At 36.3% G+C, this 18,655-nt stretch carries 15 protein-coding genes; 5 read left to right on the top strand and 10 right to left on the bottom strand.

The features are described 5' to 3' along the window. Positions 1-9: 9 nt before the first annotated feature. Genes MV052_RS01450 through MV052_RS01440 form a run of 3 tightly spaced genes read right to left on the bottom strand, consistent with a single transcriptional unit; the run spans position 10 to position 6,511 of the window. A complete protein-coding gene (locus MV052_RS01450; protein WP_297440268.1) occupies positions 10-1,983 on the bottom strand; it encodes a diguanylate cyclase in 1,974 nt (657 codons plus the stop codon). Beyond that, entirely contained in the window at positions 1,980-2,591 is a 612-nt protein-coding gene (locus tag MV052_RS01445) for a transglutaminase-like cysteine peptidase (protein WP_297440266.1), read from the bottom strand. The genes MV052_RS01450 and MV052_RS01445 overlap by 4 nt, the downstream gene beginning before the upstream one ends. Continuing rightward, on the bottom strand, positions 2,588-6,511 hold the full coding sequence (locus tag MV052_RS01440; RefSeq protein WP_297440264.1) for a PAS domain S-box protein: 3,924 nt from the start codon (positions 6,509-6,511) through the stop codon (positions 2,588-2,590). The genes MV052_RS01445 and MV052_RS01440 overlap by 4 nt, the downstream gene beginning before the upstream one ends. A gap of 35 nt (positions 6,512-6,546) precedes the next feature. On the opposite strand from MV052_RS01440, the gene MV052_RS01435 reads away from it, so the two are divergent. Then, the gene (locus MV052_RS01435; RefSeq protein WP_297440262.1) at positions 6,547-8,052 is read left to right on the top strand and encodes an HD domain-containing phosphohydrolase; all 1,506 of its coding nucleotides are present in this window, start codon (positions 6,547-6,549) and stop codon (positions 8,050-8,052) included. On the opposite strand, the gene MV052_RS01430 is transcribed toward MV052_RS01435, so the two are convergent. From MV052_RS01430 to MV052_RS01420, 3 genes are all read right to left on the bottom strand, one after another. Next, a complete protein-coding gene (locus MV052_RS01430) occupies positions 8,049-9,545 on the bottom strand; it encodes a B12-binding domain-containing radical SAM protein (RefSeq protein WP_297440260.1) in 1,497 nt (498 codons plus the stop codon). The two genes, MV052_RS01435 and MV052_RS01430, sit on opposite strands and share 4 nt — an antisense overlap. Positions 9,546-9,697: 152 nt before the next feature. Continuing rightward, the gene (locus MV052_RS01425) at positions 9,698-11,017 is read right to left on the bottom strand and encodes a methyl-accepting chemotaxis protein (RefSeq protein ID WP_297440258.1); all 1,320 of its coding nucleotides are present in this window, start codon (positions 11,015-11,017) and stop codon (positions 9,698-9,700) included. Beyond that, positions 10,986-11,471 (bottom strand): PAS domain-containing protein, encoded by a 486-nt coding sequence (locus tag MV052_RS01420; RefSeq protein WP_297440256.1) that lies wholly within the window; start codon positions 11,469-11,471, stop codon positions 10,986-10,988. Before MV052_RS01420 ends, MV052_RS01425 begins: the two co-directional genes overlap by 32 nt. 132 nt (positions 11,472-11,603) lie before the next feature. Here MV052_RS01420 and MV052_RS01415 point away from each other — a divergent pair, with 132 nt between their 5' ends. From MV052_RS01415 to MV052_RS01405, 3 genes are all read left to right on the top strand, one after another. After that, positions 11,604-12,707, top strand: coding sequence for an MFS transporter (locus tag MV052_RS01415; protein WP_297440254.1), 1,104 nt, complete (start codon positions 11,604-11,606; stop codon positions 12,705-12,707). Positions 12,708-12,773: 66 nt separating this feature from the next. Continuing rightward, the gene (locus tag MV052_RS01410; protein ID WP_297440252.1) at positions 12,774-12,998 is read left to right on the top strand and encodes a hypothetical protein; all 225 of its coding nucleotides are present in this window, start codon (positions 12,774-12,776) and stop codon (positions 12,996-12,998) included. Positions 12,999-13,007: 9 nt separating this feature from the next. Beyond that, positions 13,008-13,358 carry a DUF6036 family nucleotidyltransferase gene (locus tag MV052_RS01405; protein WP_297440249.1) on the top strand — a complete coding sequence of 117 codons (351 nt, stop codon included), beginning with the start codon at positions 13,008-13,010 and terminating at the stop codon, positions 13,356-13,358. 12 nt (positions 13,359-13,370) lie between these two features. Here MV052_RS01405 and MV052_RS01400 read toward each other — a convergent pair whose 3' ends face one another. From MV052_RS01400 to MV052_RS01385, 4 genes are read right to left on the bottom strand one after another with little or no spacing between them, the layout of a single operon-like run. Beyond that, the gene (locus tag MV052_RS01400; protein WP_297440247.1) at positions 13,371-14,087 is read right to left on the bottom strand and encodes a DUF481 domain-containing protein; all 717 of its coding nucleotides are present in this window, start codon (positions 14,085-14,087) and stop codon (positions 13,371-13,373) included. Between the two features lie 31 nt (positions 14,088-14,118). Further along, positions 14,119-14,943, bottom strand: coding sequence for a mechanosensitive ion channel domain-containing protein (locus MV052_RS01395; RefSeq protein ID WP_297440245.1), 825 nt, complete (start codon positions 14,941-14,943; stop codon positions 14,119-14,121). 30 nt (positions 14,944-14,973) lie between these two features. Further along, positions 14,974-15,300 (bottom strand): DUF309 domain-containing protein, encoded by a 327-nt coding sequence (locus MV052_RS01390; protein ID WP_297440243.1) that lies wholly within the window; start codon positions 15,298-15,300, stop codon positions 14,974-14,976. Continuing rightward, entirely contained in the window at positions 15,290-15,610 is a 321-nt protein-coding gene (locus tag MV052_RS01385; RefSeq protein WP_297440241.1) for a hypothetical protein, read from the bottom strand. Before MV052_RS01385 ends, MV052_RS01390 begins: the two co-directional genes overlap by 11 nt. A gap of 245 nt (positions 15,611-15,855) precedes the next feature. Here MV052_RS01385 and MV052_RS01380 point away from each other — a divergent pair, with 245 nt between their 5' ends. Next, positions 15,856-18,642, top strand: a complete 2,787-nt coding sequence (locus tag MV052_RS01380) for a helicase-related protein (protein WP_297440239.1) — start codon at positions 15,856-15,858, stop codon at positions 18,640-18,642. Positions 18,643-18,655 lie beyond the last annotated feature (13 nt).

The following is an 18,655-nucleotide window of genomic DNA, read 5'->3' as shown; positions in this document are numbered from 1 at the left end:
ACAGAAAGATTAAAAGTTATCCGTGACGGGTCCTTGAATTTTAGTAATTTGATATTTTGTTAACTCTTGTACCTCTTCTTGCTTTGTCACAAAGCTCGCAATAATCTCAACATTAAGTGAATTTGCAACAAGTTGTAGTGCCGCCATAGAAGTAGTTGACTGATCAAGCAAGAAGTTTACATCTGCTTTTAAAAATTCAGGGCTAATTTCTTTAAGATATTCAAAGTCATTTGCTTCACCTGTAAAGGAGTTTATCCCAAAACCAAACTTGTACTTTCTAAACAAGTCTACATATCCTTTAAGTGTCGCAGTATCATGGATAGCAAAACTATCTGTCACTTCAAAGAAGAGATGGTGTCTCATAGTTTTTGGATATTTTGCAAAAAGATGAGAGAGCTGTTCAAGCATATCCTCATCTTCTAAGAACTCCTTAGGAAGTCTGACAACATAGTTCTCTTCAATGCGTCTATATTTATGCTCTAAAAATAGTTTGTCTAATATAATCAGATAGAGCTTTGTTGTCATCCCAAAATTAATAGCAGGAGCAATAAACTCACCATAGCTATATGTATCTCCATCTTTACTCAGAAGATTAAATGTAAGTACTTTGTGGAAGATCTTTTTTGTTTGTGTATCAATTGCATCATAAAACTGTATAGTGAAGCTGTTGGTGTGAATAGCTTCATCAAGCATCTCTCTCCATTGTGTTTTAGAGAGGGCTTCGTTTGAAAACTCTTCTTGGTAAAAGTATACATTGTTTGTTTCATCTGCTTTTGCTTTTAGCAGAGCAGTATCAACTTTTGTTAGTAGGTCACTAACATCTACACCGGTAGTATATTTATAAGCACCTATATTTATTTTTACCTGTGTTGTTTGAAGTTTGTTTTCTTGAAGGAGTGCATTAAAGGCTTTGTTTATACGCTCTATGATACCAAGTGCATCTTCTTTTTCACAGTTTGGTATAACCATAGTAAATTCAGTACCGTTTACTCTTGCTACAATACCCTCATGAAAAGTATGAAGCGTGCTTGTAAAAATCTTTGCTATTTCATAAAAAATGTTGTCAGCTTCTTGTCGACCAAGTGTTTGGTTGATGACTTCTGCTCCATCAAGTGATACTAAAATGATAGTACCTCCATTGCTTTTGCTTTCAATTGTAAGTAGTTCGGGAAGTTTGATCATTAAATATCTACGATTGTAGAGTTTTGTGACAGGGTCGTTATAGAGTAGTTCTTTGTTGCGTTTAGCTTCTTGTGTTGCTTTACGAAAGATCTCTTCTACTCTTGTGACCATTGAATTCATAGCGAGTGCAACTTCTTTAAAGTCCGTTGTGTACGGCTCTTCTTTTTGGATGATAAACTCATTTTTGAGTATTGCTTCTGCTTGCTTTTTCATCATTTTGACAGGTCTCAGTATGAAGTGAAGTAAAATATTTATTGCCAAAATAGAGATAGCAGAAAAAAGACTAAAAAGATATAAAAGATTTATAAATGTTCGGTATAAAGCTTTATATATGATGTTTGCATCTGCTTGTACGGTCAGTGTCCCTAGCTGTGTCCAACCAGAATTTACTTCGCCCACAACAGGTTTGAGCTCAATGTTTGCAAAGTTGATAAACCACGAAGGAACACCCTCAGGAGGACTCATATCTATTTGCTTGTAATCATAATGATCTGTTTTGAACTCTATAAGCTTGTAGTACCCACTGTCAAATTCAGCATCTATAATGCTTTTAATAATGGCAGGTGTTTTATCTGTTTCTGTTGTACCCACTTGAGAGTTGATCACCTCTCTCATCAGAGTAGGAATATTCGCATTTTGAGAAAGTTTATTGCTCAAAGTTGAAATGTTGTTCACAGTTGTTTGGTAGAGGGCTTCTACCATGTCTTTTTTAGCACTTTGATAATTTTGCATCATCACCGCACCTAAAATTGTAAGTATAAGTATGGATACGGCAAGTGCCATTTGCTTAAAGAGTGTCATAATTTTTTCCTTTTCATATTGGCTTCTAATTTTTTCCATTTTTTTGATTTTGGACCTGTGTCGCCATTGATCATTTTTATCATCTTAAGAAGGTCTGGTCTTTGGCTTGCTGGCAGAACTCTTTTGTTATTATTGCCAAGTATGAGTATGTCAGATTTTGATTTTTGATTTGGTTTTTTGAGATATGAGAGTACCATATGTGCTACAAGCGCACCCCGTCTGTCTCTATAAACAACATAAGTAAACTTCATTTTATGCGGGTCAACACCCATTTCTTTGAGTATATAATACTTTGCGATGGTGTAGTCTTCGCAGTCACCCTTGTCTTTACCGACAAACTCATACAAAGTAGCCCAATAATCTGCGACTCCATAAACAGTTCTATCACTTGCATATCTAAGCGCATTCACCCAAGTGTTTACTGCGTTTAGCTTTGTCAATTCATCTGCATCTTTGTACTTGTCAAGTAAATCTTTTTGTATAGATATAAAACGGTTCTTAGCAAATTCACCATACTTCTTCTGGGCTCTTTGCTCCAAATCTTGAGAGATAAGTTTAGCATTTAAAAACACTGCCAATAAGAAAAATATTGTGACAAGAAATTTCATATTTGCAAGCTAACAGTAAAACAAGTCTCCTTGTTGTTACTACTCCAAGAGAGTGTTCCATTGAGATGTTTTGCAAGGATGATTTTGGACATATAAAGCCCTAATCCTGTTCCATTTTTAGATTTTGTAGTGACATAAGGTTCCCCTAGTTTATCTATCACTTGTGGGTCGATACCTCCCCCATTGTCACAAATACGTAGTAACAATTTACCCTTACTCTCTTGTGCTGATATGACGATGTGCGCATCAGAAACATTTTTCTCTTTGATGGCATCTTTTGCGTTGTTGACGATATTAAGAAGTACTTGTAGGAGTTGATTTTGATAAGTATAGAGTTTTATATCTTTTGTTTGTGTGTACTCAAGCCTAATGTTATTGTCTTGTAGCGCTTTATCTACGAGATGTTTGAGTTTTTTTATAAGCTCATGTAAGCTCATATGCTCTTTTTGTTTATCAGGTTTAAAAAAATTTCTAAAATCATCAATAGTATGTGAAAGGTACTGTGTTTGTTCATTGATGGTAGTTATAAAGTTTTTCAAAGATGGAGAGTCTATCTTATCTTCTAGTGCTATCTGTGCTTGAATATTGTTCGATACCATAGAGATAACGCTTAGTGGCTGTCTCCATTGATGCGCAATCATAGCGAGCATATCACCCATGGCAGCTTGACGTGACTGTGCTATAAGAAGTTCATCTTTTTTCTGTATCTCTGTGATATCTATCATTGCGATAAGATAAAGATTTGTCTCTACGATATTTGCATCTTCAAGTCTTACTGCGTTTAGAACAGTTACTCTATGCTTGTTCTCTTTTGTTTGGAAGCTTTGTTCAAACTGTTTTGTAGCAAGTGGATTTTCAAAGTAAGTCCTCATTGCTTCTTGACTTGTTGGCGCACCTTTTGAGAAGAGTTTCTCTACTAAGCTGTCTATATTTGAAACTTCTTCAAGCGTGTAGCCTGTTGTCTCTTCAAAGTTTTGATTTATAAACAAGATATGACCCTTATCTTGGCTATATAACATTATCGGAATAGGGGTAAACTCTAAGATATTTTGAAATTTATTTTTTTCTACTTCGAGCTGATACATAAGGAGTTTAAGTTGGGTAATATCTCGAATAATTTTAAGAAAATAGAGCGGTTTTCCAAAGGCATCTTTGAGCAAAACAACAGCTAAATTTACCCATACGGTATCACCATTTTTATGGATATATCTTTTTTCAATATGATAAGAAGCTTGCAGCCCATTTTGCAGGTTTTGAAGCATCTCTTTATCTGTGTCTTGGTCTTGTGGATGCGTGACTTGTGCAACTGTTAACTTTAAAAACTCTTCATTTGTATATCCAAGTAGATTACAAAGATACTTGTTTGCATCTTTGAAATGTCCATCAAGGGAGGTGTGTGCTATCCCAATATCTGCTTCTTCGAAAGTGAGTCTGTAAAGGTTTTCTTGTAGATAGAGCTCATGTGTAAGTCTATTCTCTTTTGTTATGTCGTGAAATGAGACAACTGCCCCTATAGTTTTTCCATCTTCTATTATTGGATTTTGAAATACTTGTACTTGTACTGCTTGTCCATTTTTTGTCCAAAAGGTATCTTTTTGTTGTAATTTTTTCCCTCGTGAGAGGTGATAATGTAGAGTACACTCTTTGAGAGGATAGTTCTCTCCGTTTGCTTTGGTGTGATGCCAAGTATGATGTGCCTCTTTGCCCAACAACTCCTCTTCTTTGTATCCGAGGATTTGGAGTGCTGCATTATTTACAAAGGTATGTTTACCTTTTTTATCCAAACCGATGATGCCATCATAGGTTGACTCAAGAATTAAAGAGAGGTTTCTTTGAAGTTTTTGCTCATTAGCTATGGATAAATGCAACTCCTCGTTTGAACTTTGTAACTCTTCATTGCTGGTTTCTAACTCTTCGTTTGAGCTTTGGAGTTCTTCATTGGCACTTTGTAGTTCTTCATAAAGGAGTTGCATATTCTCTTTTGAAGAAGCGACTTCTTTTAAGATATGGGTATTGTCTTCTTTAAGGGTAGTGATTTGAGCAGTGAGGTTTTTGATAACTTCGGATTCGTCAGCTATATAATGCCTCTGTGCATTAAACTGCAGTTGCTCTGGATTGAGATCTTCAAAATAGAGTAGGATAAAGGAGTCTTCCTTTTTTTCTTTGAGCCAAGAAGCCGTCACTCGAACAAAAATTTTTTGCTGATTTTGTACATCGAGTTCAATAAACTTTGTGCTTTGAGTTGTATGGGATTTGAGAACTTTATTGAGCAGTTTTGTGACATCGTAACGTAGGGCTTGATGCAAGTTTTCTATGACATTGAGCGTTACAAAGCCATCAGGAATCTCTAAAAATGGGAAATCCCCTTGTTTATAGACTATGGAAAAGTTAGGATTGACTACGATTGTTTTTGAAGACAATATCTCAAACATTGTGTGGGTGATTTCAGATTCAATCTGTGGTAGTTTGGTGCTGCTTTTTTGTAATGAAGGCTGATTGTATTGTGTTTGCAGTTGTTTAGACAAGTAACGAGATGGTATGTTAAAGGGTTTTTTTATCTTCTGTCTTTTGTAGATTTTTGATTGCGCAGCGATTTCTCTAAAGTATTCAGCGCTTAGAAGTGCTGTCTCAGATGAGCCTAAAAACAAGAGTCCATCCTCTTTGAGTGAATGGTAAAAGATTTTAAAAAGCTCTGTCTGTATATCTGCATTAATATAAATCATAAAATTTCTACATATAATAAGGTCTTGTTTAAGAAAAGGCTGATCACTTAAGATGTCATGATGGCTAAAAATGATTTGTGAGCGCAAGGTGTCATTTGCTTTGTAGCCATCCTCGAGCGCTATAAAATACTTTTCTAGGCGTTGCTTATCCATACCATCAAAAGATTTATGAGCATAAAAACCTTTTCTTGCGATGCTGAGTGCTGTGTCGTTGATATCTGTAGCAAAGATAGTGACCTCAAACTCTTTGTGTAGCTCTTCTTTTGTCTCGGCTAAGATGATGCCAAGAGAGTAAGCTTCTTCGCCAGTTGAGCAAGCGATGCAAGATGCTCGAAAATTATACTGTTTTGGTTTGTCTGCGAGATACTGCAGCAACTCTTTTTTTAAACCATCAAAAGCTTTTGCATCTCTAAAAAATTCTGTCACTCCGATGAGTAGACTTTGTCTAAGGATATGAAGCTCCTCTTCATGTTTTTTAAGATACTCCAGGTATTGATGTATATCTTTGGAATCGGTGAGCATCATACGTCGCTCTAGTCGTCTACTAATTGTTTCCTCTTTGTATTTTTCTATGTTAAAGTGTTCTTTTTCTCGTAAAAGTTTTGTGATTTGAGCAAGTGGTTTGATGCTTTGCTGTGCTATAAGTTTCAACTCATAGGCGATTTGTTTAATACTGAGTACATCGTCGATAAAACCAGTGTCAATGGCATTTTGTGGCATATCTTGATAGAGGGCTTCCATGGGGGATTGGGCTAATGTTTTACCACCATAACGCTTAATTTCTTCAATCCCGCTAGATCCATCATGCCCTGTTCCTGTAAGAACTATGCCGATACTATCTTGTTTTTTACACATAGCAAGTGCTTCAAAGAGCTTATCAGCAGAGGGTGTTGGAAGATGTTGTGCAAGAGAATTTTTTTCTAAAACTAAAGTGCCATTTTCGCAAAATAAATTATATCCAGGTGGAATAATGTTGATGGAGTTTACTGCAAATGTTTCTCTCACTTGCATTGTATGTAAGGGTATTTTTGTGTAAGGTGAGAGAATCTCTTCGAGATGACTTTTAGTATTTACATCAAGGTGTTGCGCTATAAAATAGGTAATATTTTCTTGTGTCGGTAAAAGTGCTAGTAGCTTTTTGAGTGTAACAAGTCCTCCAGTACTGACACCAATACCGACATATTTAGATTTTTGCATTTTCTATTTTAGCATATTTTAGATAAGATAAACAGATGAATTACATAAAGCAACTAAAAACTTTGGCACAAACTTTAAATGTTTTATATGTAGAAGATGATGCTCCCATTAGAAAGGAGATGATGGCGTATTTAGAAAACTTTTTTTTAAAAGTTGTCGTAGCAAAAAATGGAAAAGAAGGGCTAGAAGCGTACACCAAAGAGGATTTTGACATTGTCGTTAGTGATTTGTCTATGCCTGTGATGAATGGGATAGATATGATAGCAAAGATAAGAAAAATCAACAATGAACAAGCTATCTTAATTACAACAGCACATAGTGAATCTGACTATATGATAAGTGCAATTAAGCTTGGAGTTGATGGCTATGTTTTAAAACCTTTTGATTTTGAACAGCTCAATTATGAACTTTTTAAGATAAGTGAAAAATTGCACACCTTTAAAGAAAATGAAGAGTATAAACAGAGCTTGCAAAGAATGGTTGAACAAAAAACTTCAGAGTTAAGTACTATGATACATTTTCAAAAGCAAAATTACGAAAAAACACTTTTGGCAATGGTGACGATGATAGAAGAGAGAGATACTTATACCGCGGGACACTCTGAGCGCGTTGCCACCTACAGTAAGATGATAGCAAAAGAGATGCACTATAGTGATGTAGCGTGTGAGAAAGTATATAAAGCAGGGATTTTACACGATATAGGCAAAGTGGCAACCCCAGATGTGGTTCTTTTAAAACCTCAAAAGCTCAATGATTTGGAGTATAAACTTATCCAAGAGCATGCAGAAGTTGGCTATAGACTTCTTGTTGGCATTCCAATGTTTAAAGAGTTAGCTGACATAGTGAGAGATCATCATGAACGCTGTGATGGGAGTGGTTATCCAAGAGGCATCAGGTCTAAGGAAATTAATGAATTTGCTAAAGTGATGATGGTTGCAGATACTTTTGATGCAATGACGACAAACCGAATATATAAAGGGCGTAAAAGTGTACAAGATGCGCTTGAAGAGATAGGAAGTTTAAAAGGCATACAGTTTAATGTAAAAGTGGTTGAAGCTGCTTTAGTAGCACTAGCAGATATAAAGCTTGATGATGGGATCAATCAACTCCCTAATACGGCTTTAGAAAAAGAGCGATTTGCTTACTTTTATAAAGACAGGCTTACAGATCTGTACAATCAAAGTTACTTTGATGTAAAGATTGTGCAAAATAATTATGATTGTACATATACGAAACTGCATATGTTTATGATGAAAAATTTTTCAAGATACAACAAAGAGAGTGGCTGGAATGCAGGTGACCTTACTTTAACAAAGGTGGCTTTGTATGTAAAAGAGCATTGTTTAAGTGATATGGTTTTTAGAATTTTTGGGGATGATTTTCTTGTTTTAGATAATGGAGCTTGCCGTTGTGAGGAGATAAAACTAGGCATTGATACTATCTTAAAAGATACTATTGCAAGTTGTGAGATGCAGAGTATAGACCTCTCTTTGCATCATATCAAATCATCTAAAGAGTTGGAAAAACTTCTGCTTTCTTAGTTCTGTCTTTTGTTAAATCCTGAGGTTCCAAGCTTTGCATTTGTTGTGAAACCTTGGGCAAATGGTTTGAGGTAGGCTGGAATGGCTCTTCCTTTTAACTTCATCATATCTTCTAACATTGCATCAGCTATATTTTGTTTATCAAGTTTTTTTACTTCACTTAGATAGCTAAAGAGGAGTTCTCCTTGACGTTGGAGGGAGATTTTCCATGTTGCGTCTGTTTGTTCATATATCCAAAGACCAAAGGCATAAAAGTTTTTATAGACGCTTGTTTCTTGCCAAAGCAGCGGCAGGCTTGTTTTGAAGTTACCGCTGTTGTAGTAGAGGTCCCAAAACCTTGCAAAACGTTTCATTATTTGAATGTCATTAAAGCTGAGTTTGTTGTTTTTGAGAATATCATAGGGTGGAATATCACTGTAGACCATTCCCTCGAGTAGATCATGTCGGCTGATATGTGTGCCTGAGAGTTTTTTGAGGATGCCTATTTGAATCTCGCAAGAACTCATAGCCATAAGTGCATCAAGGTTGTCTCCAAAACTCTCTAAAGACTCCCCGGGAAGACCGACAATCAAGTCAAGATGAATATGTGCTGTTGTTTCATTTTCTAAAAAGCTAATGTTATCTTTTATCTTATCTAGTTTGAGTTGTCTTGAGATATTGTTCGCTATCTCAAGATTGAGTGTTTGTATGCCTATCTCTAGTTGCAAAGCCCCATGAGGAAAGCTTTTTATCTTTTCTCGCAGAGAGGCTGGAAAATGGTCGGGTATGACTTCAAAGTGGGCAAAGTAGGGTGGCTCTTTTGATAAGAAGAAGTCTAAGATCCTGTTGGCTGCCCTCATGTTGAGGTTAAATGTTCTATCAACAAACTTAAAGTTTCTCGCCCCTCTTTGCCAAAGTATTTCAAACTCATCAAGGACATCATCAAGATTAAAGGCACGTACTTTTTCATCCATGGAGGAGAGACAAAATTCACACTCAAAAGGGCAACCACGAGAAATCTCTACATAAATATAGCGGTTTTTGATGTCATCATCCGTGTAGTAACGATAAGGAAGTGCTATTGCTTTAAGGTTTGGTGCAGTCATTTTGATGATACGTTCTTTGGCTACTGCGTTTAGGATGTCTTTACAAAGCTCATAAAAAGCCAAATCACCTTCACCTTGAATGATATAATCAGCATCGTCAAAGTTTACACGAAAAGGAAGATACGTGACTTCAGGACCACCAAGTATGATACGCGTCTGTGGTGAGACTTTTTTGATGATGTGAATAAGCTCACGTACCTCTGTTGCATTCCAGATATAGACACCGATACCGATGATGTCAGGCTGATGAATGAGAAGTTTTTCTGCGATGGTTTGGATGGCATCATTGATACTAAACTCTTGTATAGAAGTATTTTCTTGTAGCTCTTGCATATTGGCATAAAGATATCGCAAACCAATAGCCGAATGGGTAAATCTTGAGTTTAAAGTTGTGAGTATGATTTTCATAAACGAAGTGTAGCAAAAACGGCTGAGAATAAAAAGGGAGAAAACTCAGCCGTTTTAAAAATTTATAGGAGTATATATCTCTTCTTATGAAAGGGGAAAACATAATTGAGATGTGTAATTATAATAATTATAAGTAAATGTTTAGTAAACGCCTACTTTTTCTTTCCATTTTGATATTCATCAAGCATTTTATCCAAATCACTAAAGAGTTGCTCTGATGCTTTTTCCATCCTAACAAAGTTTTCTGTAACTTTTTGAGGGTGGTCATATTTGAGTACAGAGTCTTCTTTAACATATTCAAGGTTTTTAAAGACGCTATCGTGAACAGTTGCATGTGGCGTTGCCATATCTTTAAATGATTTCGTGTGTCCAAAACGCTCTGCTCCAAGACCATCATACCATTTACCCATACGACAGTTGTGGTGATCTGGAAATACTTTTTCTTTATTTCCACTCAGCACTGTTGAGTAAGCATTTGATTTGAAAAGGATATGGTCAACTTTTACGAGTGTTGTAAAGAGACGGTTTTGAATTCTGATGGCAGTTTGGTAAGAGTTGTCTGCTAAAGAATTGAGCTCTGTAAAGGTGTCTTCAAATTTGCTGATGACTTCATTTGATTCTTGCGCTATGGTACTAATCTCATTAGAGTTAGTACGCATATCGTTTGCTTCTTGTTGCAGGGTTGAGATGTTTATCTCTATCTCCGTTGTCGCTTTTTGTGTACGTTCTGCTAGTTTTCTTACTTCATCAGCAACCACGGCAAAGCCACGTCCATGCTCACCTGCACGTGCAGCTTCTATGGCTGCGTTTAGTGCGAGAAGATTGGTCTGGTCTGCGATGTCTTTGATGAGTCCAACAACATCAGAGATTTCACGTGAACGTCCCTCAAGCGAGATGATACCCTCATGCGAAGAGCCTATAAGCTCAACTAAAGAACCGAGTCTTTGAGAGATCTCTATAACACTTTGAAGACTTGAAGAAGACTGCTCAGCAGTTTGTTCTGCCACGCTTACAATATCTTTGGCATTTTCAGAAGAAGCGAGGATATCGACTTGAATGACACCAAGCCCTTTGGCTACACCACCACCAAGACGAGTGAATTGGGCAGAGAGTTCTCCAAGCATTTTTGTTTTATATCCGTTGGCTATGGAGCTGATAGCGCCATTGAGTTGGTTTGATGTATATTTGTATATCCCATGAAGACCCTCTGGGAAAGGATGTCTAAAGGTTTTCCCTGCCGCAGCGAACTCTATGGCCGTAGCCGTATCACGCATAAATGCTTCTGTTTGGTCAAGCATATCATTCAAAGCCCAAGCAAATTCTGACATTTGGGAGTTGTCATCTGGGATGTGTGTGACACGTGATTCTAAGTTCCCTTGTGCCGCTTCTTTGATGACTTTTGTCATCGTTTTAAATAGCTCATCTGAAGAGACTTTGTTGTTATCCTTGAATAGCGATGATAAACTCATCATATGAAACTCCTTCTTGAAATAGTGCATCGTTTAAAACTTTTTCTCCAGCAGCTATGCCACCGCTGCGTTCTGCTTGTAGCATTTTAGCATAGAGTGGTTTGATAATGTTGAGTGCGTTATCGCTTGGTTTTCTTCTGACTGAATAAAATCCGATGATATTACCTCTCTCATCCACTGAAGTTGTTACATTTGCTAAAACCCAGTACTCATTGCCTTTTTTAGTTTTGTTCACAACAAAAGCAAAAATCTCTTCTTTATTTTGTATGCGACTCCAAAGAAGTTTAAAGACTGTTTTTGGCATCTCGGGATGGCGTACGATATTGTGCGGTTTTCCCAAAAGTTCCTCTTCTGAGTACTCTGCCATTGTCATAAAGATTTTATTTACATAAGTTAGACGACCTTTTGTATCTGTTTTAGATATGATAAAGTCATCAGGTTTCATTTCTAATATCATGGAATATTCCCCTTTTTAAAGTTATTGCCATCCTAGAGTAAACTAATGATTCGCTAGTTTACTCTAGGATGGCAATGAAAATTTATACTAACATATTTTTGTTACAAATATGATATATTACGCCTTATGTTTATGATATTATCACTATTTTACTACTTTTACTTTTCTATTGTTGGGATTTACATCATCTTTTTACCTAAAGTGCTCAGTGAAGTGGGCTATGATGCAAGCGAGATAGGTATCATCTTTGCAGCATCTCCTTTAGTGCGTTTTATCTTGCCTTTTCTTTTTATGCGAGGGATGCGTCTAAACGCAGTAGTTTTCAAGTTTTCATTGCTTTTAGCCATTTTGAGTGCTATTGCATTTTATTTTTCATTAGAAAGTTTTTACCTTCTACTTGCTTCAAATGTCGCTCTTGGTATAGGTATGAGTTTGATGTTACCCTATGTCGAAGTTATTGCTTTGGATAGTATAGGCAAAGAGATGTACGGGAAGGTAAGACTTTTTGGCTCGGTGGGCTTTATTGTCGTTGCTTTGGTGCTTGTGAAGTTTTTAAGCTCAGCTTATGTTGCACTTGATTTTTTACTCTTTTTTGTGGTATTTACTGCGTTTGTAGGCTACAAAGTTCAAAGTATCGCCCCAAAACATGAAGAAAAAAGAGCAAAAAAAGAGACTAATGACATCAACCTGCTGCAAGACTACAAGCTTTGGCTTGGGCTTTTGCTTGTACAGATGAGTTTTGGTGCTTTTTATAATTTTTTTACTATTTATGAAACAGACTATGGGATATCTTTAGATATGACTATCTATCTTTGGAGTTTTGGGGTACTGATAGAGGTCATTATGTTTTTTGTGCAGGGAAAATTCCTCCATTTTAATCTACTTAAAATTTTGCAGCTTACTATTCTTGCCACTGCGTTTCGATGGCTTTTAGTTTTTTATTTTCCTCAAAATCTCAATGTTTTATTTTTCGCACAGTCTTTACATGCTTTGAGTTTTGCACTCTTTCACACCGCCGCTATTAGTTACTTGTTTCATCTATACAAAAACAAAAGCCTTGCACAACAGTTTTTTTCAGGCATAAGCTATGGATTGGGAGGTTTTAGCGGGGCACTACTCTCTGGATACATCTACGAATGGTATCCAAAGTATCTCTTTTTAAGTTCAAGTATCATTGTATTTACTGCGTTTATATTTATAAGTTTGTGGATGAGAGAACGAGAACTCCGTCTTTAATTTGTATTTACTTTATCGACATCTAGCAAAAAATGATATAATACAAACATAACATAAGGGGTGAAAATGTCTTCCATTGAAGAGAGAGCGCTGAAACGAAAAAATAAAATAACATATGCTAAAATGAGTTTACACTCGGATGAACACCACAGTTTTCATACTCATCTTGATGTTAAAAGTTCTTGGGAGCTATTAGCCCGATTATCACAAGAAGCATGGAAAGAAAAGACTGGACAATTTCCTCCAAAGAGAGTTGATAAATCAATTGTGAAGTTTATTACTTACTCATAAGTAGCTCTTATGTACCTTACACAAGATTATCAAGATATAATTTTTCTCTTTAACAAACATAATGTAAAGTTTCTTATAGCTGGGGCTTATGCGATGTCCAAAGTGGGTTATTCTAGGTCAACATATGACATAGATTTGTGGATAGAGAAAACTAAGGAGAATGCCATAAATATATTTCATGCTCTTGATGGAGTGAATTTTGAAGATGCCTGGAAGAATAAACAACTTGTAGAATTTGATGAGATACAAGTTTACTCTTTAGAGATAAACGACATCATAAAAAATAAAACTGCTTCAAATAGACCTAAAGATAAACTTGACTTAATACAATTAAAAGGGCTCGCAAAAAAAGTAGAATAGACTAATTACGGACTAGTAGTCCATAATTAGGTTGAAAGTAAGTGTAGAGTCTGTGTTTTTTGGAGCAAGTGGTTTGTTTACATAATCAACTTTATAACTTACACCTGCAGAGAAGATGTCTGAAATCTTACTTGTTAAGGCAGTTTTTGAATATGCGAAGTAGTTGTCAGTATTTTCAAAAGAACCTCTGAGGCTTGCTTCTTGACTAAACTTCAAGTTTTCTACTATTTGCCATGCGTAGATAGCTTGTACTCTGTATGAAGAGTAGTTGTTTGTATCTTTTGTCACATAAGATTTGTCTGATGAATAAAGGATATTTCCATCAACACTTAAGTTATGATTGTCAGTTTTTACAGCTTGGTATTTTGCACCCGGACCTGTGTATGTTTGGTATGCAAAACCAGCATATCTGTCAGACTTGTAACCAGCTAAGTAGTTAAAAGAGAATTTTGTTGAGATCATATAGTCGTAGTTCGCTTCAATGATGTACTTGTTTTTTGTTTCTATATCATCATTTTGAGCATATTGTCCATCAATTTTTAAAGTACCCACATGTTTATCCCATGCTTTTTTTGCTTTTGCATCAAGGTTGAATGTTTTTGTTTTTGTATTCCCATCTGTTTGGATATAACCCATCTCTGTGTGTGTGACTAAAGCATTTGCATCTGCTGCTTGAGCACTGAGTGCAAAAGCAGAAGCTACGAGTGAAGTAAGTAGAATTTTTTTCATATGTTTGTTTCCTTGTTTTGAATTTAAGTTTTTATTTGTCTGTGTGAACATCCATTTGAGGATAAGGGATAGAGATTCCTTTTTCATCAAATGTCAGTTTTACACTCTCGAGCATATCAAAATATACACCCCAGTAATCATCTGTACTTGTCCATGCACGAACAACAAAGTTTACACTTGAGTCTGCAAGTTCGTTAACTGCTACAAATGGCTCTGGGTCTTGGAGTATTCTGCTGTCAGCTTTAACGATTTGCATTAAAGTCTCTTTTGCAAGTTTGAGGTCATCATCATAGCCGATGCCAAAAACATGGTCAACTCTACGTTGTTCTCTGTTGGAAAAGTTTGTGATATTTCCCCCAATGATAGAAGAGTTAGGAACAATAACTGTACGTTTATCTATAGGTGTGATGATAGTTGAGAAGAGATTGATATCTGTTACTTCACCTGTAACACCTGCTGATTCGATAACATCGCCCACTTTAAAGGGACGAAACAAGATGATAAGTACAGCTGCACCGATGTTGGAAAAAGAACCTTGAAGTGCAAGACCAATAGCCAAAGTTGCAGCACCAAATACTGCAACAAATGAAGTTGTGTTGACTCCGAGCTGATTTAAGGCAGCGATAATTACCATCATTAAAAGTGCAAAGTAAATGATACTTTCACTAAACTCAACGAGAGTTTTATCTACATTTGCTTTAAGCATCATCTTTTTGATAAACGCAGTGATTTTATTTGTCGCCCATTTACCGATAATAAATATCAGTATTGCTAACACTAATTTTAAGCCATATTCACTCGCATATGCGATGGCAATATCTTGATACTCAGCTACTAGCTTTGATGTTTCATCCATTTCTAACCTTTTTAGATAATTTTGGCGAGATTATAGCGAAAAATATTTTTTTTTATTATTAATCTCTTCAACAAATCTTGAAAGCTTATAAAATTCATTTTTATACTTTGATTCTACTTCTAAAAGTAAGGGACGGTATTTAAGATAATTTGCCCAAACTTTTGCGCTTTGTTTTTGGCGTCTAAGTTTCATAAGCTCAAAACTTACAGAAGCGTTGATGAAGCCTTTGAGTAATTTGACCTCTTTATCTTTTTCAAATCGCCTTGGAAACCATACCTCTTCAAGTGCTTCATGGGCATCGTAATATCTCTCTTCTTCTAAGCACTTTATAAAATCTTGTATCTTTTTATGTATCATCTTCATCCATTAGCATCATATTTTTACGCCAGTATCCACGACCACCCTTGAGTGAAACGCAGTGATACTGAGGAAATTTTTGTTTATACTCATTAAGTCTATCTAAGGTTGCTTTGCCACTGTCACAGTAAAAAACAAAGACACTTCCCTCAGGATATTGTTTCATTTCGTAAGGGTTGTATGTAATTGTGTCAGCTTTTTCTATGGGAGCGAGGATGGTGTCAACCAAAACAACCTTTTTCCCCTCACTTTCGAGTTTTTTCTTATTTTGCAAAAATTCTTTTTGTGTCCATTCGTTAGGGTATTTCATATCTGAATTATACTTACTCTATTTATAGAGTTTGTTTAAATGCAGACCCTTACGGTAAATCAAAACATAAGTCATTCTCAGCTTGACTGGGAATCGAGCTTATAATTTCATATAAACTAGACCCAGAATCAAGTTCAGGGTGACTTGAGTTTTGAAGTTATCTTAGTTTTGATTTACCGTGGGAGACCCTAAACTTGTGTTATAATTTATCTAAGAAAGAATACAATAAAGGCGCACATTAAATTATGGCAAGAAAAAATAAAAAAAATAGCAAGATAAATCAACGTATCCGTATATATTTTGATGATGACCCTTTTGATGTAGGGATCCAGCGGGTTGAGAGTACAACACTCAGTGAACTTTTTGCTGCGCTTGGGATTTATGACATAGAACATAACAAAGATTTGATGGTAAAAACTTTGCGTATGATATGGAGCGAAGCCGAGAGTGCTATGCGTCAAGATATCCTGCATTTTTTTGAAAGTAATGGGCGTATTTACAAATCAGATAAGCCAAAGGTAGAAGTTGGTTTTGATAGAGAAGCGAAGATAGAAGCGCTACTTGAAGAGTTGGATGTAAACAAAGAAGAAGCCGTGCGTTTGCATGAAGCGTATGCGAATGTCAGAAGTAAAAAAATTACGATTTTAAAGATGGAATCATCTCTGCGACATATTCGTTTTGAGATAAAAAAGGAACATTTAGAGAGAGAACTTGAAGGACTTTTTGATATTGATGACTCATTTGAGTTTAACGCTTCACTGAGATACAAAGTCTATGATCAAAATTTTCATAAGATTTTGACACTCAACACAAAGCCTTATGAGTATCAGTTTTTAGAAGAAGCTGCGTTTGAAGAGATAGTAGAGAGGATAGGGAATGATAAGCTAAAGATAGTTGCGCAAAAGCAAGAGAGTATCGACAATTTTATCGCTTCGCTGAAATACCCACATGCTTATCTTACAACAAAACAGATAGTTGACTCTCTTCGGGCATCCCCGCCAAAACTAAAAGTTTCTTATCCTTTGATAAGTCAGAGGGTTCTCAAAGATATAGTAAGAGAGAAGATAAACGCAGATGATGTAGAACTTCATGATGAAGAGATGCTTTTAAAAGTAACACAAAAGCTAACACTTCCATATTCGAAAATAGAGATGGAGTACAATTTGGAGCTGCATATCGAGCTTGAGGGTTTGCTTGAGGAGATATGGAACTCCCGGCGTTTTAACTTTGATGCTGTTTTAGATGAGGTAAAAAAAGAGCATGAAGAGGAGTTTTTACGCTCACTTACAGAGCTTATTCAAGAGTGTGAAAAGTACTCAACTCTTCTGCATTTTTCTCAAGAAGAACTTCACAACAGGGTCTATGAGTTTTTACTAGAGCTTATGCCAAAAAGCTTAAATATAACACAAAAAATTCAGAAAAAAATCCTGCGTCGTTTTGTGCATTCTATCCATGATGAATTGATTAAAAAGCAAAAACAAGAGCTTTTAGCTCGGACTATACGTGACTTTAAAAACCTCTTTCCAATCGCACGAAGTATGCAAAGAAAACTGGTTTTGCACATAGGACCAACCAACAGTGGAAAGACCTACACTGCGATGAAAAGTCTTGAAGAAGCAGACACGGGCTACTATCTTGCTCCATTGCGTTTACTCGCACTTGAGGGCTATGAAACACTTAAAGCTAAGGGGATTGAGAGTTCGCTTATCACAGGAGAAGAGCAGATACTTGATGATGAAGCTACGCATATAAGCTCAACTATTGAGATGATGAATTATGAAGCGGATGTAGATGTTTGTGTGATTGATGAGGTGCAGATGATAGATGACCGTGACAGAGGTTGGGCATGGGCAAATGCCATCATCGGTGCGCCAGCACAAAAAGTCATTATGACAGGTTCACCCAATGTCAAAGATGCCATTGTCGCCCTTGCAGAGTATCTTGGCGAAGAGCTTGAGATCATAGAATTTGAGAGAAAAAATCCGCTTGAACTTTTAGAGACTGCTACGCAGCCAAAAGATGTTGAAGCTGGAACTGCCATCGTCGCTTTTAGTCGTAAAGATGTGCTCAGACTCAAACAAAACTTCTCAAAAGATTTTGAAGTGAGTGTGGTATATGGAAACCTTTCTCCTGAAGTACGACGTGAAGAAGCCAGACGTTTTCGTGAGGGTGAAACGCAGATACTTGTTGCAACAGATGCCATTGCCATGGGGATGAATCTTCCCATCAAAACAGTACTCTTTTCAAAAGCAGAAAAATTTGACGGCATTATGCAACGTAAACTTTTTCCTTCAGAAATCCATCAAATAGCAGGGCGTGCAGGGCGTTATGGCTTACATGAAAATGGTTATGTTGGGGCTTTAAATGAAGAGGCTTTAAAAGTCGTCAAAAAAAACTTTGTAAAAAAAGCTAAAGAGATACACATTCCTTTTAAAGTTATGGCAAGTTTAGAGCATATCAAGCTTGTTTCAAAAATTTTGGAAGAGAACTCATTAGAAGAGATTTTACACTTTTTCATTAAAAATATGGTTTTTGATGGACCATTTTATGCAGCTTCTTTAGATGATATGCTTGAAGCCTCTAAGATTGTTGATGCCTATGATCTCGATATTGCTACGAAGTACCATCTCGCTTGTGCACCACTGACGCTGAAATCGCCTTATATTATCAGCGCTTATGAGCGTTATATCGAGTCCTTAGAGAGAAAAGAGCCGGTGCATTATATGGCTCCAACATTAGCTGGGTCGTCTGCTAGAACTTCTGAAGAGTTGTTACGTGCTGAGGATATGGTTAAAGAGATATCTCTGTATCTGTGGTTGAGTTATAGATTTGATGAGTACTTTATTGATGAACAAAAAGCGAGACAATACAGAGGCGTTTTAAACAGGTACATAGAATTTTCTTTGCATCAAACGCAGCTAGCACAAAGTTGTAAACTCTGTTCTAAAGTGCTCCCGCTTAATTCAAAGTACAATATTTGTCAGTCATGTTTTAAGAAAAACTATGTACATTCAAGGCGAAGACGATCTTAGGAATAAAAATTCC

This window comes from Sulfurimonas sp. (genome assembly GCF_026988655.1).
GTDB lineage: Bacteria > Campylobacterota > Campylobacteria > Campylobacterales > Sulfurimonadaceae > Sulfurimonas.
Note: the sequence above shows the minus strand (reverse complement) of the source record. Positions and strands in the feature narration are given on the sequence as shown.

Coding starts and splice junctions, on each gene's coding strand:
- MV052_RS01450 (WP_297440268.1), bottom strand. CDS start 1,983: ATGACACTCTTTAAGCAAATGGCACTTGCCGTATCCATACTTATACTT.
- MV052_RS01445 (WP_297440266.1), bottom strand. CDS start 2,591: ATGAAATTTCTTGTCACAATATTTTTCTTATTGGCAGTGTTTTTAAAT.
- MV052_RS01440 (WP_297440264.1), bottom strand. CDS start 6,511: ATGCAAAAATCTAAATATGTCGGTATTGGTGTCAGTACTGGAGGACTT.
- MV052_RS01435 (WP_297440262.1), top strand. CDS start 6,547: ATGAATTACATAAAGCAACTAAAAACTTTGGCACAAACTTTAAATGTT.
- MV052_RS01430 (WP_297440260.1), bottom strand. CDS start 9,545: ATGAAAATCATACTCACAACTTTAAACTCAAGATTTACCCATTCGGCT.
- MV052_RS01425 (WP_297440258.1), bottom strand. CDS start 11,017: ATGATGAGTTTATCATCGCTATTCAAGGATAACAACAAAGTCTCTTCA.
- MV052_RS01420 (WP_297440256.1), bottom strand. CDS start 11,471: ATGATATTAGAAATGAAACCTGATGACTTTATCATATCTAAAACAGAT.
- MV052_RS01415 (WP_297440254.1), top strand. CDS start 11,604: ATGATATTATCACTATTTTACTACTTTTACTTTTCTATTGTTGGGATT.
- MV052_RS01410 (WP_297440252.1), top strand. CDS start 12,774: ATGTCTTCCATTGAAGAGAGAGCGCTGAAACGAAAAAATAAAATAACA.
- MV052_RS01405 (WP_297440249.1), top strand. CDS start 13,008: ATGTACCTTACACAAGATTATCAAGATATAATTTTTCTCTTTAACAAA.
- MV052_RS01400 (WP_297440247.1), bottom strand. CDS start 14,087: ATGAAAAAAATTCTACTTACTTCACTCGTAGCTTCTGCTTTTGCACTC.
- MV052_RS01395 (WP_297440245.1), bottom strand. CDS start 14,943: ATGGATGAAACATCAAAGCTAGTAGCTGAGTATCAAGATATTGCCATC.
- MV052_RS01390 (WP_297440243.1), bottom strand. CDS start 15,300: ATGATACATAAAAAGATACAAGATTTTATAAAGTGCTTAGAAGAAGAG.
- MV052_RS01385 (WP_297440241.1), bottom strand. CDS start 15,610: ATGAAATACCCTAACGAATGGACACAAAAAGAATTTTTGCAAAATAAG.
- MV052_RS01380 (WP_297440239.1), top strand. CDS start 15,856: ATGGCAAGAAAAAATAAAAAAAATAGCAAGATAAATCAACGTATCCGT.